The following is a 14362-nucleotide window of genomic DNA, read 5'->3' on the forward strand; positions in this document are numbered from 1 at the left end:
AACTATAATATCCTCCTTTGTTTTGGTAATCCATGATGAGTATTAAATTCGACATTTTCCACTCTAATCCTGTCAATTTATGTTTTCCAATTTAACCCATTGCTTGGTTCTTTTGAATAGTATCATAAGCATGTTCATAAATGCTAAACTTTTCCGAGGTAACGTTTAAACAACCTCCATATAATGGTGGTGTTTACGATTGATAGTATAGTTAAAAAAAAAATAGCCGCCGGTAGTATCTTTGTGCTAACAGGGCAAGTCTTGGAAATTATTCTGGGCATAATTAACAATGTTATTATTGCCCGTGCATTTGGTTCGGCAAATTTTGGTATTTACACACTTTTTTTAAAAATATGTAATATTGCAGGCTTGTTAGCGCGGGTGGGAACAAACGATGTAATTGTAAAATATGTAGGAATAACTTCCGGAGTAGGGGACTGGAGTAAATTAAAGGGGTATATACGCACTGCTTTTCAGATCATGTTCATTGGTTCAAGCGTTACGATAATCTTTATCAGTATGATAAGCCAATTCCTGGCTACAAATTTATTTACCTCACCCTGCCTATATAAAGTCTTAATTTTTTCTGTTCTAATAATACCCTTACAAAATAGCTTACTGCTTACCCGAGAAATATTCAGGGGACTACTAGATTTAAAAACAGCTTCATTTTTACCTGCCGGGCAGCAGTTGGTTTTTTTCGGACTACTTGTGTCAATCATACTTCTGGGTACGCACAATGTGCAAAATATAGTAATCGCATTGAGTGTGGGCATATTTTGTGCATTAGTGGTAGCCTTGTTTAGGTTAAGGGGCAGGTTGTTAAAATGGCATGCTAAGCCGGAAAAAGTAAAAATGCAGGGACTTTTACAGGAATCAGTACCCATGATGCTAACCAGGGGTTCCCTTTTGTTTATGTCCAGTACCGATATCCTTGTACTGGGCATCTATGCAAGTCCTGCTGAAGTAGGTATTTATGGAGTAGTTAATGCCTTGGCTGCCATTACGGTTTTTTCGTTTGACATCGTCAACCAGGTTATACCGGCCATGATTGCCCGGTATAGTGCCCAAAAAGATTTCAAAACATTGTCATACGTGATCAGGTATGCCTCAACCCTTGGCGTTTTGTTTGCCCTTCCGGTTTTTATTCTCGTAACATGTTTTGGTGAATTTATACTGACTAATATTTTCGGCACCCAATATGCTGGAGGGATTATCGCGTTATATATATTACTGGCCGGCCGGTTCTTTACTTCCTTGAGCGGTTCCACCGGGTATTTGCTGCAAATGACAGGGTTTCATACTATTTTGACCAGGATTAGCGTATGCTGCGGGCTATTAAATTTGCTGTTAAATATTGCCCTGGTACAGCAGTATGGCAAAGAGGGTGCTGCCGGGGCCACTGCGATTTCTCTCGCCTTACAAAACTTTATTGTGCTGGTTATTGCTTATAGGAAAACCGGTATTTGGGCCCTGGCCTCAGTAAACATCGGTAAAGATATAGTGAATCAGGTTTGGAGTTATTTAAAAACTGCCACCGGTAATACAAAAATTAATTGAATTATACGAAGGTGATACTATGCGTGATATGTATACCAGTGGGTTATATTTAAAAAAAAACCGACATGGCATGTTGAAGATTCTACCTGGAAGGCCGGTCAAATATTACAAATGCTCAAGCGCAACGATTTATTCCCGGATACAGTCTGCGAAATAGGTTGCGGTGCGGGAGCAATTTTAGAACAACTTCAACTTCAATTAGATAATAATTGCGTTTTTTACGGGTATGATATTTCTCCCCAGGCAATTGCCCTTTGTTTAAACAGGGCTAATGATAAACTTCATTTTAAGCTTAAAGATATAACCAAAGAATCAAATGACGACTTATTTGATTTACTGCTTATTATAGATGTTGTTGAACACATTGAAGATTATTTTGATTTTCTTCGTAAAATAAGAATAAAAGGTGAATATAAAATTTTTCATATTCCCCTTGAGATTAATGTGCTCAGGGTTTTGCGTGGGTACCCTATGATTAACTCCTGGAAAAATTCCGGGCACATTCATAATTTTACCAAAGAAACAGCTTTGCAGTCTTTAGTAGAAACGGGTTATGAGATTGTTGATTACTTTTATACATGCAACTTTAAACGGTTATATATAAAGTACTGGAAAACGTGTATTTTGCAAATGGTACAAAGAGTTGCCTTTGCAATTCATAGCGATTTGGCAGTTCGTTTATTTGGTGGATGTTCATTAATGGTGTTAACAAAATAGCCAAGTTAGTCAGGTAAAGTACTCAAAAGCGCGCGCAATGTAACTGAAAAGGCGCGCTTTTCTTTGTTTCAAGTTATTTAATTATTAACGGTATTGTACAGGGCTGTTGGGCAGCAGAGCCCTCTTGTCATATTGTGGTAGGACGGTTGCTTTGCTGTAGGGGGATTGTCCTTTAGTTGTAACATCGTATTTTATTCAATCATATTTTAGCTAAAAGATAACTGTAAATTATCAAATGGAGCGGAGGTAAGTGATGAATTTACAAAATAGGACTGTGTTGGTAACCGGTGGTGGCGGGTTTATGGGTTCCCATCTTTGTGAGGCACTATTGCATTCCGGGGCTAATGTGAGGGTAATTGACAATTTTGCTTCAGGCCGGCCGGACAATTTGGCTGATATTATAGAACGGCTCGAGTTAGTTAAGGGCAGTGTGGCTGATGAAAAAAAAGTCCAGTTAGCCTGCCGGGGTGTGGATGCTGTAGTGCATACTGCCTTTCCCATGGCCATGCGGGAGCGCTCTTTAGACACAGACGTAATGGTGGATTACCTGGCCGGTCTGTTTAATTTGCTGAAAGAAACGATAGCCAATAACGCATTGTTTGTTTATATATCTTCCATTGCGGTATATGGCAATCAGCAATATGTACCTGTTGATGAAAATCACCCTCTGGAACCAGTTATGTTGCACGGGGCTATGAAGTTAGCGGGTGAGTGTCTATGCCGCACATTAGCTCACAGTCATGGTTTAAAGGCGGTAATTCTTAGGGCTGCGGATATTTACGGTCCAAAAAACACCCGGGTTTGTGTACCGGTAAGATATTTAATAAATGCCCTGGCGGGGCAGCCTTTGCGGGTATTTGGGTCAGGCCGGCAGTCCAGGACGTATACTTACGTGGATGATTTTGTGCAAGCTGTGCTTGGTGTATTAGTAACCCCGGAGGCAGTGGGCAAGGTGTTCAATATTGCGGGAGAGCAGGTAGTTTCAATGTATGAATTAGCGGAGCTAGTTAAGGAGGTTACCGGGAGTAACAGCTCCATAGTATTGGAAGAAAATGTAGCTTCTGATGATCGCCGATTGGAAATAGATGGCTCTTTAGCCAGGCAAGCGTTGCAATTGACTCAACCGGTCAGTATGCGGGAGGGATTGACCAAGACCAGGGATTGGCTTTTGCAAGTCCCTGGTTTTTATCAAGAAGGATAAATTAGTCATTTAATTAGTGAGGAGTTTCTGGTGAATAGATGCAAGTATTTATATCATGATACCAGTGCTATAATATTGCCTTGTTGAAAGGGCCTTTAAAATGTACTGGTACTGGGCACGGATAATGACTCCTATATCAATGGCCCATCCTAGCAGGGGCCCTGGCGAGCCCTAGACCAAAAAAGTATTGCAAACAATTCGACAGCAGATGTCTTTGGTTAAAAAAAATAATTGAAGGGTAAAAATATGATAGATCGCCGAACTAATTGAAGACCGTAAACCGTTTTTTTGTTTTCGTACAAGTGGTGTTAGATAGGTGATTACACGATTAAAAATTGATAAATAAAACCATGTGCTTATCAGAGGGCATACAAAAAAACCACCTCAAAATGGTGGTTTTTTTACTTATCCTTAATTAACTGTAGTAATAAATACGTGACAATCTTACAACAACTGGAGCGGGTGACGAGGATCGAACTCGCAACCCTCAGCTTGGGAAGCTGATGCTCTACCATTGAGCTACACCCGCATGTGTTTAGCATATACTATTATATTCACTGCGCATCTAGAAGTCAAGGGTGTGTGTCGGCACATAACCTGTATAAAGATTACAAAATTAAGTTGCCCTGCCAAGGTTATAAACCACAGCAGATTTTTTCTTGTCATTGGTTCATTTATAAATGTGCCAAGCCGTGTTGTGACACTTTATATGTATTTATCATATTTTGGAGATATCAAGCTGCAAATTTATGTAATTATTGCATTGAAAAAGGAAATAGGTGAGAATGATGAGTTTATATCAGAAAATTATAAATAGACAAGAGAAAATCTCTTTGGTTGGTTTAGGTTATGTTGGGATGCCTATTGCAATTGCTTTTGCCAAAAAAGCTGAGGTTATCGGGTTTGATGTCAATACAGCTAAAATTGCATTATATAAGTCTGGCATTGACCCTACAAACGAGGTGGGCAACGAAGCTATTTTAAATACAACTGTAGAATTTACTTCAGACGAAAAAAAACTAAGAGAAGCTAAATTCCATATTGTTGCTGTGCCAACGCCGGTAAATAAAGATCATACACCTGATTTGTCTTTAATTGAAAGTGCCAGTCATACACTGGGCAGAAATCTTGCGAAGGGTTCAGTCGTGGTTTATGAATCTACAGTTTATCCCGGTGTGACTGAAGATATATGCGTACCTATTCTTGAGAAGGATTCAGGTTTGAAATGCGGCGTTGATTTTAAAATTGGTTACTCTCCAGAACGCATTAATCCCGGTGATAAGATGCATCGCTTAGAAAACATCGTGAAAATAGTTTCCGGCATGGATCAAGAGACGTTGGACACGGTGGCCAATGTCTATGAGTTAGTGGTGGAAGCCGGTGTTTATCGAGCTCAAAGTATAAAAGTGGCTGAAGCAGCTAAAGTCATAGAAAATTCTCAAAGAGATATTAACATCGCTTTTATGAATGAGCTCTCGATCATCTTTAATAGGATGGGTATTGATACAAAGGCTGTTCTGGAAGCGGCCGGAACCAAGTGGAATTTCTTAAATTTCTACCCCGGGTTGGTTGGGGGTCACTGCATTGGTGTTGATCCGTACTATCTGACGTATAAAGCGGAAGAAATGGGCTATCACTCTCAGATTATTCTTGCGGGTAGAAAAATCAATGACAATATAGCCGCGTATGTGGTCGAAAATATAGTTAAGCAAATGATTAAAGCAAACAAACAAATTAAAGGCTCGAAGGTAGCCATTTTGGGTGTGACCTTTAAAGAGAACTGCCCGGATGTAAGAAATACAAAAGTGGTAGATATTGTCAGGAGTCTAGAAGAGTATGGAATGGATGTAAAAATTGTTGATCCAATAGCGGATCAAGAAGACCTGTGGCAAGAGTATAGAATTAATGTTTGCAAAATTGAAGAAGTAGTAGGTATGGATGCTGTTGTATTTGCTGTTGCTCATGATGAATTTAAGTCCCTGGACTTAAAAAACATAAAAAAAATGTTTAAATCCCGATCTCTTGAAAGTGTTGCAGAAGCGACTGATGCTCAGGTTGGTTCAAGGCAGGATAACTGTGTGTTAATCGATATTAAAGGAATCTTTAGTAAAAAAGAAGCAGAGGGTTTGAATTATTTATACTGGAGGCTGTAAATTCGTCATGGGCTATCAAGATATTACTTTTTCCAATGGGACAGTTTTTCTTGTAACTGGCGGAGCAGGCTTCATTGGCTCTAATCTTTGTGAGGTGTTGTTAGATAAAGGATATAGAGTCATCTGCCTGGACGATCTTTCCAACGGGAAACATGGCAATATATCTCCATTTATGAGTAATCCAAACTTCACATTTATAAAAGGTGATATTCGCCATTTGGATACCTGTATACAGGCTTGTATAGGTGTCGATTATGTGCTGCATCAAGCTGCATGGGGCAGTGTTCCTAAAAGTATTGAAATGCCTTTATTATATGAGGAAATTAATATTAAAGGAACGCTCAATATGATGGAAGCGGCAAGACAAAACGGCGTGAAAAAATTTGTTTATGCTTCTAGCTCTTCTGTATACGGTGATGAACCCAGCCTACCTAAAAAGGAAGGAAAAGAAGGTAACCTGTTGTCACCCTACGCATTAACAAAACGCGCAAATGAGGAGTATGGAAAATTGTATACTAAGTTGTACAATCTTGATACCATTGGTTTGCGTTATTTTAATGTATTTGGTAAACGACAAGATCCCAACGGAGCGTACGCTGCAGTAATCCCTAAATTTATCAAACAACTGCTTAATAACAAACGACCAATTATCGACGGTGACGGGAAACAGAGTCGTGACTTTACTTATATTGAAAATGTGATTGAAGCGAATCTCAAAGCTTGTAAGGCCTCTCATGAAGTGTCAGGTCAGGCATATAACATAGCTTGCGGCAGTAAAGAGTATCTTATTGATGTTTACTATGAACTCTGTAAGGCATTAGGTAAGGATATCATGCCAATATTTGGCCCCGTGCGCAAAGGTGATATTAAACACTCTAACGCTGATATTAGTAAGGCAAAAGAACTACTGGGCTATGAACCGGATTATAGTTTTACTCAAGGTTTGGCACTAACCATTGATTGGTATAAGGAGAACTGCGATTGAACAGGTTTCCGGATAAACACATAGTGATGGAAGTGTAAGTATTAACTTTTTTGGCCTGGTATCGTATAAATGACTTGCTTATTATTACTTGGTTGGCATATAATTTTATCAGTCAATTAAAAGGGGGAAATATTTTGGGTAAACATATTAATACGATTACCGGGCGTACGCTCCAAAGCACTGAAAGCAGCGGTGGTTGCGGCGAGTGCCAGACTTCTTGCCAGTCGGCTTGCAAGACATCTTGTACGGTTGGTAACCAGGCATGCGCTAATAAAAAGAATAGCTAGACTAACCTGATCCCTTTACGGGATGAGGTTTTTTTTTGAAGGGAATGAACGTTAATTGATTCATGCATTTTCTTTTGACGGCACCAATATTGTTTTGGATGTTAATAGCAATGCCGTTCACGAGGTAGATGAGCCTACTTTACAAATAATTAAGGATTATGAATCCAGCTCAGAGACAGAATTAATTAATCAATACAGCCCTATATATGGTGAAACCATTGTAAGGGAAATAATTCAAGAAATAAGAGATTTAAAGAATGACGGGCTGCTTTTTTCTCCGGATCCTCTGCCGGAAGGATATTTGCCTCCTGAGGGAGAAACCGTTAAAGCGCTCTGCCTGAACTTGGCTCACGACTGTAACTTGCGCTGCCGCTACTGTTTTGCCGGCCAGGGTGATTTTGGGGGGCAGCGCGAGCTGATGTCTGCAGAAGTAGGCCGGGCGGCGCTTGACTTTTTGATGTGTGCGTCCGGCAACCGCCAACATGTAGAGGTGGATTTTTTTGGCGGTGAACCGCTGATGAACCGGGCGGTACTAATGGAATTGGTGGAATATGGCCGGCAGCAGGCCAAGCAATCGGGCAAGGAAATCAAATTTACCTTAACCACTAACGTTACCTTGCTGGACCAGGCAATGCAGCAATTCATTGGTGAGCATAACCTGGCGGTGGTCCTTTCTATTGATGGGCGTCCTGAAGTGCATGATCGCATGCGGGTTACTGCTCACGGAGAAGACAGCTACCGGCGGGTAATGGATAAAATAGTTGATTTCACGTCTTCGCCATATTGCCGAGAATATATCGTTAGAGGGACATTTACTCGTAATAACCTTGATTTTTGCGCAGATGTGAAGCACCTGGCGGAGGCGGGTTTTAATCATATTTCGATGGAACCGGTGGTAGCCGGAGCTGAAACTGACTATGCTTTTAAGGGTGAGGATATACCTGCTTTGCTGGAAGAATATGATAAGTTAACCAGGTACTTATTGGAAAGACACCAGCAGGGACGCCCGGTGGATTTTTTCCATTTCAATATTGATTTGGAGGATGGCCCTTGTTTGCCCAAACGTCTTACGGGTTGCAGCGCAGGGTCTGAATATTTGGCGGTAGTGCCCGGAGGAACATTGTATCCTTGTCACCAGTTTGTAGGACGTAACGAATTTCAGATAGGTACAGTGTTTGATGGTGTAGTTAATAAAAATATGGCAAAAATATTCCGCAATGCGCATATATATAATAAAAACACTTGTCTTGATTGCTGGGCCAAGTTTCACTGCAGCGGTGGCTGTCATGCCAATGCGTATACCTTTAATGGAGATGTGCTAAAGCCTTACCATCTTGGATGTATATTTGCCCGCAAAAGGCTGGAGTGCGCGCTATATCTAAAAATTAAAACTCGCCGGTAAATACTGCGAAAATTATTTTACAGAAAAAAGGGAGCCGCTGAGCATCCCTTTTTTGTTCAGGGATTAGGTTTACGACATACAATATCGATGGTATAATGAATGCTGCTTAATTGAAGAATATTGACAATTTGTGTTGAATTATACAAGGGAGTGGTTGGTATTCGAAGTCGTTTAACTCAACTAGTTAAAAAATTAGCATTTCTATGGCCGGGAGTAATTGGTTCCCGCGGAAAGATAAGAACATTACTTGTGTTGTTGGGTATTCCTGTGCTTATTTTTTGTGCGTTGCTTAGTGTAACCCGCTGGGCTGTGGTGTGTGACGGTGATGTTTTGGTTGTTGTCAGCGAGCGCCAGATGGCTGAAACAGCGGTGAAGGACTATGTAAGTCGGTTAGAGAAGACAGCCGGGATGCCGGTAAAAATTCCGGAGGACGCCATTAAGTATCGCCCAATTTGGCGGTTGGCTGCGGCGGAAGATAAGCAGGCACTGCAGCGTTGTTTGGCAGATAAATTGAATTATCGGTATGAGGCATGCGGCATCTTTATAGACGACAAAAAGATGGTGGCAGTCAGAGATAAGTCCGTTGGCCAGGAAGTACTGGATAAAATTTTGAATACATATAGCCAGGGTGACCATTTAAAAGCTGAATTTAAACAAAAAGTAGCCTTGAAAAAGGTTTTGGTGGACATAAACGAATTGATGGAAGCAGACCAGGCGGTGGAGTATATCCGGTACGGGCGCACAGATGTTAAGGAATACCAAGTGCAGGAAGGGGATACCCTGTGGGATATTGCTGCGGCGGCAGAAATAACCGTGGCACAATTAATCGAAGCTAACCCAGGTTTATCCCCGAAAAAAATGCAAATTGGGCAGGAAATAAAAATTTCTCTCCCTGCACCATTGGTTGATGTGTTGTCTACGTATGAAAATATTCGGCAGGAAGAAATTGCCTACCCTGTACGGGAAAAGATTGACCATAAGCTGTACTGGGGTGAACAAAAACTCGTGCAAGAAGGCAGGTCCGGCATGCGGGAAGTGGTTTATCAAGTAACCTTGGAAAACGGTCAGGAAACAGGCCGGAAGGTTGTGCAGCAAAAAACTATCAAAGAGCCGGTGCCGCAGATTATTGTCAAAGGCAAAAAAAAATTACTGGCTTACCGTGGCGAGGGTAGACTAGCGTATCCAACTTCGGGGACGATTGTTTCACCCTTTGGTGCACGTTGGGGCAGTAGCCACCAGGGAGTGGACATTGCAGCCGATTACGGCACTCCAGTAGTGGCTGCGGAGGCCGGCACGATTGAATGGACTGGTAATAAAAGCGGCTATGGGATTTGTGTTGATATTAGTCATGACAGTGGTGTTATGACTCGGTATGCGCATCTATCCTCCACAGCGGTACAATCAGGGCAACGTGTGGAACGAGGACAGTTTATTGGTCGTATAGGATCCACTGGTAATTCCACCGGGCCACACCTGCATTTCGAGGTAATTATAAATGGTATACATAAAAACCCCACCTTATTTATATAAATTACAGGTAAAATTCAAAACAATGCAGTTTTCTATCCTTTTTATTTAATGTATAATATAATAGTAAAAATTGTGTTGAAATATAGTGGGGGAGGATATAGCTTTGGTTGAAAAAGCTAATAAGCAATCTTCAAGTAACTCCGGTTACTTTGCCAATTTATCTAAGAAAAAAAAGCGGCAAAAGATAGTATTCGGTATTCTCGCTTTTGTGCTTGGTGTGGGTTTAGTAGCCTCCTCAATGTTTTGGGCTTTTGGGGATAACAATTTACCTACTCAGATGGCAGATGTACAACAAACAGATACAGTTGAACAGCAAATTGCTGCCTTGGAAGCTCAGTTAAAGGAGGAACCGAAAAATACTACAATAATGGTTCAGCTGGCCAAGCTATACAGAGATAACGGTGATGGCAGGAAAGCCGTGGAGAATTATGTAAAAGCACTTAAAATTAAACCGGGTGATGTGGATATGCACAAGGAATTGGGCATAACTTATTTTTTAATTGGCGATTATCATCAGGCTGTAGTACAGATGAAGAAAGCCATAGAATTAAAACCGGAAGATGCTTATGCACATTATTACTCTGGCCAGTTTTATGCCTTTCGCAGTGACGATGGCCGTGATGTGGCAAGAGGCATTGCAGAATTAGAAGAATTTATACGTATTCAAAAAGAAGGACCTGATGTTGAAAAGGCCAAGCAGTATATCGAAGAATTAAAAGCTGGCCAAATTAAATAAACGGGGCCAGGGCTACCTGGCTCCTTCTTCTATAAATTACCTTGGGCATGCAGTTAAGTTGATTATATAATTGAATCATTAATAAATATAATTAAAGGAGAATTTGCATGTCCATGAAGCTGTTTGAAAATATAGATACATCGGCGTCGCCATTTTCCCATACAGCAAAGTTGCTGTCTTTTGTTTTAGCGATTTTGTTTATGGTCAGTACATTTATGTTGATTAGAGTACCGGAAAGTGTTAAAGGCTATATATACGGTGTCTTTCGTGAAGTAGCCCGGGCCCAAATGTTGTTACGTACTCATGGGTGGCAGCACATTGAGGATGATTACTTAATTATACGTTACCAGGGTGATAAAGAAGAAGCTAAATTGGTACATGAAACTGCCAGGCTTTTTTTCCAGCGCATCTGCAATGATTTTGGATTTTCGCCGGAACAAAAAATACCCATTATGGTCTATTCAACTAAAGAAGAACTAAATGCCAGTTTTGGCTGGCCAGCCAGTGAAAATGCTATGGGAGTATATTGGGGTGGCGTGATCAGAGTTTTGGCGCCACAGGCTTGGATAAATGACCGTGATCCGGACACAATGCGGCAAATCTTTCAGCAGTCCGGTCCTATGGTTCATGAAATGACCCATTTAGTGTTGGATTACGAGGCGCGGGGTAATTACCCTCGCTGGTTTACGGAAGGCTTAGCCCAATACGAGGAATATAAAATTACCAGTTTCATGTTTGAACAGCAGGATGAAATTTGGGAACAAGGGCTGTATCCGCTTAAGAAAATGGACCGTAAATTTGATTCCTTAATTGATCAAACGTTAGCATATCGACAATCGTTTTCGGTAGTGGAATATATTGTGGCAGTCTATGGTGAAGATGGGCTGCATAGAATTATTAGTAATTTGGCCAGGGGTTTAAACTTCCATGAATCGATGATAGAAGCTTTGGGAACGACTCCGGAACAACTCGAAATTCAGTGGCACGCCTGGTTGTCCAGGGAGTTGCAACAGCCTTTGTATATTAAGCGGGAGGATCAAGCTTAAAATGGACAAACTAATAATAAACGGGGGGCAGCCGCTGCAAGGAAAGGTACGGATCAGCGGCGCTAAAAACGCCGCTTTGGCTATTTTATGCGCATCACTTATGGCCGGCGATGAAGTAGTGTTGGAGAACATTCCTGATATAAGCGATGTAAGAGTAATGATTGATATAATTAAATATATAGGTGCTGAGGTAAATTGGTTGAGCAATTCATCGCTCAGTATTATTGCACCTGATGTTATTGTGGCAGATCCCCCATGCGCATTGGTAAAAAAGCTACGTGCTTCTAATTTACTGTTAGGACCGGTGCTAGCCAGGTTCGGCTTTGCCAAAGTCTCTTTGCCTGGTGGCTGCAATATTGGGGTCAGGCCGATGGACCTGCATTTTAAAGGGCTGGCTGGTATGGGAGCACAAATCCGCCTGGAAAGTGGATTTGCCGTGGGTCATATTTCAGACCGCTTAAAAGGAGCCCGCATTTACCTGGATTTCCCCAGTGTAGGTGCAACCGAGAATATTATGATGGCGGCTTGTTTGGCCGAGGGACAAACCGTACTGGAAAATGTAGCTAAAGAACCTGAAATAGTAGATTTAGCCAACTTTCTCAACTGCCTGGGTGCAAAAGTCCGGGGTGCGGGTACCGATGTAATTAAGGTTGAGGGAGTGCCTAAATTGGGTGGATGTGTGCGTTATGCCGTGATCCCGGACCGCATTGAATCAGGCACTTTCATGGTGGCCGCGGCGGCTACCCGTGGGCGTCTGGTGCTTGAAAACGTCATTCCTTTGCACGTGGAACCCATTTGTGCCAAACTGCGAGAGGCCGGGGTGCAAGTGGATGAGGATGACGATAAGCTTACCGTGGTTGCCGGTGGTAAATTGAATCCAGTGGATATAAAAACGATGCCCTATCCGGGTTTTCCTACCGATATGCAGTCACAAATGATGGCTTTTTTATCAACTGTTGAAGGTACCAGTATAATTATAGAAAATATTTTTGAAAATCGCTTTCAAATTGCTGATGAATTAATAAGAATGGGTGCTAATATTAAAGTGGAGGGACGTATGGCCGTGGTAGAGGGTGTTGCCGGTTTATATGGGACCAAGGTTAAAGCAACTGATTTGCGTGCTGGAGCGGCTTTGGTAATAGCTGCGCTAATGGCCAAAGGTCAAACCGAAATATATAATACCCATTTTATCGACCGGGGCTATCATATGCTCGAAGAAAAACTAACCAATTTAGGTGTAGAAATTAAAAGAGAGCATTGCTTGACTTGAGTAACATATCGATAAAAGGCGTTAACTACGCCTTTTTATGCTTGGATAACGAATCTCAGGTTAGGTATATTGATGAAAGGGTTTTTGACATAACTATAATAAATTACGGTGTACATAAATAATAACAGAGGGAGTTTACTAAACATATGAAAAAGGTTCTGATTATGCCCTGCCTGGATATCAAGGAAGGCAGGGTAGTTAAGGGTGTTCAATTTGTCAATTTGCGGGATGCCGGTGACCCGGTTGAATGTGCCAGGATATATTGCGAAAATGGGGCGGATGAGCTGGCCCTCCTGGATATTACCGCTACCGTAGAAAAAAGGAAAACCACCTTGGATGTAGTGCGCCGGGTGGCCGAAGTCACTACCATTCCATTTACAGTGGGGGGCGGCATTGCTTCATTAGCTGATGCTGAAGCTGTTTTAGCGGCGGGGGCAAACCGGGTTTCGATAAGTAGTGCGGCTTATCGCCAGCCGGAACTGATAGAGCAGGCTGCAGTGAAATTCGGTTCGGAAAAAGTGGTTGTGGCAATCGATGCAGATAGAAACCCCGCTTTGCCCTCGGGTTATGAGGTCTACATAAATGGGGGTAATACTGCTACCGGAATAGATGCTGTGGAATGGGCTAAGCAAGCCGAAGCTAGAGGCGCGGGTATTATTCTCCCCACGAGCAAAGCCTGCGATGGTGCAAAAAGTGGGTATGACATACCTTTGATTAAGGGCATAAAAGAGGCGGTAAAAGTTCCGGTTATCGCCTCCGGTGGGGCCGGTAAGCTGGAGCATTTTTTGGATGCGGCTACAGAAGGTCAGGCGGATATATTATTAGCTGCTTCTGTTTTCCATTTTGGTGAAATATTAATTCAAGATTTAAAACAATACCTACAGGATAACGGTGTTGCTACTGTTTAACGTCCGTTGGGAGGCAAACGATGCGAATTGCGGTGGCATCTGTTGGTAAATTAAAAGAAAAATACTGGCGAGAAGCCATTGCTGAATATAGCAAACGTCTTGCAGCATATTGTCGTTTGGAAATAAGCGAAGTAAGCGACGAAAGCCATGCTGAGGAGCTTTCGGCTGCGGAAGTAGATATGGTAAAACAGCGGGAATGGGAAAGGTTATGCCGCCACCTGCGAGCAGATACCTATCTGGTGGCTTTGGATGTAAAAGGTGAGCCGGTATCCTCAGAGGAACTCGCCGAACGTATAGATAAACTTACTTTGAAAGGGCACAGCGATATTACTTTTATAATCGGCGGCAGCCTGGGTTTATCGGAGCAAGCTCTCAAACAGGCCCACTGGCGGTTGTCCTTTTCCCGGATGACCTTTCCACACCAGTTAATGCGGGTGGTTTTGTTAGAACAAATTTACCGCGCATATAAAATTATCCGTGGTGAACCATACCATAAGTAAAGTAGAGCAGATAGACGAAAAAGTGGCGGTTTTGGCTTGAGCAGCTGGCTCAAGCCAAAACCGCCAC

At 42.0% G+C, this 14362-nt stretch carries 13 protein-coding genes and 1 tRNA gene; 13 read left to right on the forward strand and 1 reads right to left on the reverse strand.

Features of this window, described 5'->3' with window-relative positions:
• The first annotated feature begins 183 nt into the window (after positions 1 to 183).
• From SPSYN_RS03430 to SPSYN_RS03440, 3 genes are all read left to right on the forward strand, one after another.
• The gene (locus SPSYN_RS03430) at positions 184 to 1560 is read left to right on the forward strand and encodes an oligosaccharide flippase family protein (RefSeq protein WP_279279236.1); all 1377 of its coding nucleotides are present in this window, start codon (positions 184 to 186) and stop codon (positions 1558 to 1560) included.
• Between the two features lie 45 nt (positions 1561 to 1605).
• The gene (locus SPSYN_RS03435) at positions 1606 to 2277 is read left to right on the forward strand and encodes a class I SAM-dependent methyltransferase (RefSeq protein ID WP_279279242.1); all 672 of its coding nucleotides are present in this window, start codon (positions 1606 to 1608) and stop codon (positions 2275 to 2277) included.
• A gap of 253 nt (positions 2278 to 2530) precedes the next feature.
• Positions 2531 to 3478, forward strand: a complete 948-nt coding sequence (locus SPSYN_RS03440; protein WP_161821109.1) for an NAD-dependent epimerase/dehydratase family protein — start codon at positions 2531 to 2533, stop codon at positions 3476 to 3478.
• Between the two features lie 454 nt (positions 3479 to 3932).
• Here SPSYN_RS03440 and SPSYN_RS03445 read toward each other — a convergent pair.
• Positions 3933 to 4007: transfer RNA gene (locus tag SPSYN_RS03445), tRNA-Gly, on the reverse strand.
• Between the two features lie 259 nt (positions 4008 to 4266).
• Between SPSYN_RS03445 and SPSYN_RS03450 the strand changes: the two genes are divergently transcribed.
• From SPSYN_RS03450 to rlmH, 10 genes are all read left to right on the forward strand, one after another.
• Positions 4267 to 5631 (forward strand): nucleotide sugar dehydrogenase, encoded by a 1365-nt coding sequence (locus tag SPSYN_RS03450; RefSeq protein ID WP_161821407.1) that lies wholly within the window; start codon positions 4267 to 4269, stop codon positions 5629 to 5631.
• A 7-nt stretch (positions 5632 to 5638) separates the two neighbouring features.
• Complete coding sequence (locus SPSYN_RS03455; protein WP_161821110.1) at positions 5639 to 6616, forward strand: SDR family oxidoreductase; 978 nt, start codon at positions 5639 to 5641, stop codon at positions 6614 to 6616.
• A 134-nt stretch (positions 6617 to 6750) separates the two neighbouring features.
• On the forward strand, positions 6751 to 6903 hold the full coding sequence (gene scfA, locus SPSYN_RS03460; RefSeq protein WP_161821111.1) for a six-cysteine ranthipeptide SCIFF: 153 nt from the start codon (positions 6751 to 6753) through the stop codon (positions 6901 to 6903).
• 55 nt (positions 6904 to 6958) lie between these two features.
• Positions 6959 to 8305 carry a thioether cross-link-forming SCIFF peptide maturase gene (gene scfB, locus SPSYN_RS03465; protein ID WP_161821112.1) on the forward strand — a complete coding sequence of 449 codons (1347 nt, stop codon included), beginning with the start codon at positions 6959 to 6961 and terminating at the stop codon, positions 8303 to 8305.
• Positions 8306 to 8455: 150 nt separating this feature from the next.
• Positions 8456 to 9835: a peptidoglycan DD-metalloendopeptidase family protein gene (locus tag SPSYN_RS16150; protein WP_161821113.1), complete on the forward strand. Its 1380-nt coding sequence runs from the start codon at positions 8456 to 8458 to the stop codon at positions 9833 to 9835.
• A 103-nt stretch (positions 9836 to 9938) separates the two neighbouring features.
• Positions 9939 to 10571, forward strand: a complete 633-nt coding sequence (locus SPSYN_RS03475; RefSeq protein WP_161821114.1) for a tetratricopeptide repeat protein — start codon at positions 9939 to 9941, stop codon at positions 10569 to 10571.
• A gap of 107 nt (positions 10572 to 10678) precedes the next feature.
• Entirely contained in the window at positions 10679 to 11617 is a 939-nt protein-coding gene (locus SPSYN_RS03480) for a peptidase MA family metallohydrolase (protein ID WP_161821115.1), read from the forward strand.
• A 1-nt stretch (position 11618) separates the two neighbouring features.
• Complete coding sequence (murA, locus tag SPSYN_RS03485) at positions 11619 to 12887, forward strand: UDP-N-acetylglucosamine 1-carboxyvinyltransferase (RefSeq protein WP_161821116.1); 1269 nt, start codon at positions 11619 to 11621, stop codon at positions 12885 to 12887.
• Between the two features lie 146 nt (positions 12888 to 13033).
• Positions 13034 to 13795, forward strand: coding sequence for an imidazole glycerol phosphate synthase subunit HisF (gene hisF, locus SPSYN_RS03490; protein ID WP_161821117.1), 762 nt, complete (start codon positions 13034 to 13036; stop codon positions 13793 to 13795).
• A 20-nt stretch (positions 13796 to 13815) separates the two neighbouring features.
• On the forward strand, positions 13816 to 14295 hold the full coding sequence (gene rlmH, locus SPSYN_RS03495; RefSeq protein WP_161821118.1) for a 23S rRNA (pseudouridine(1915)-N(3))-methyltransferase RlmH: 480 nt from the start codon (positions 13816 to 13818) through the stop codon (positions 14293 to 14295).
• The last annotated feature ends 67 nt before the right edge of the window (positions 14296 to 14362 follow it).

This window comes from Sporotomaculum syntrophicum (genome assembly GCF_009932395.1).
GTDB lineage: Bacteria > Bacillota > Desulfotomaculia > Desulfotomaculales > Desulfallaceae > Sporotomaculum > Sporotomaculum syntrophicum.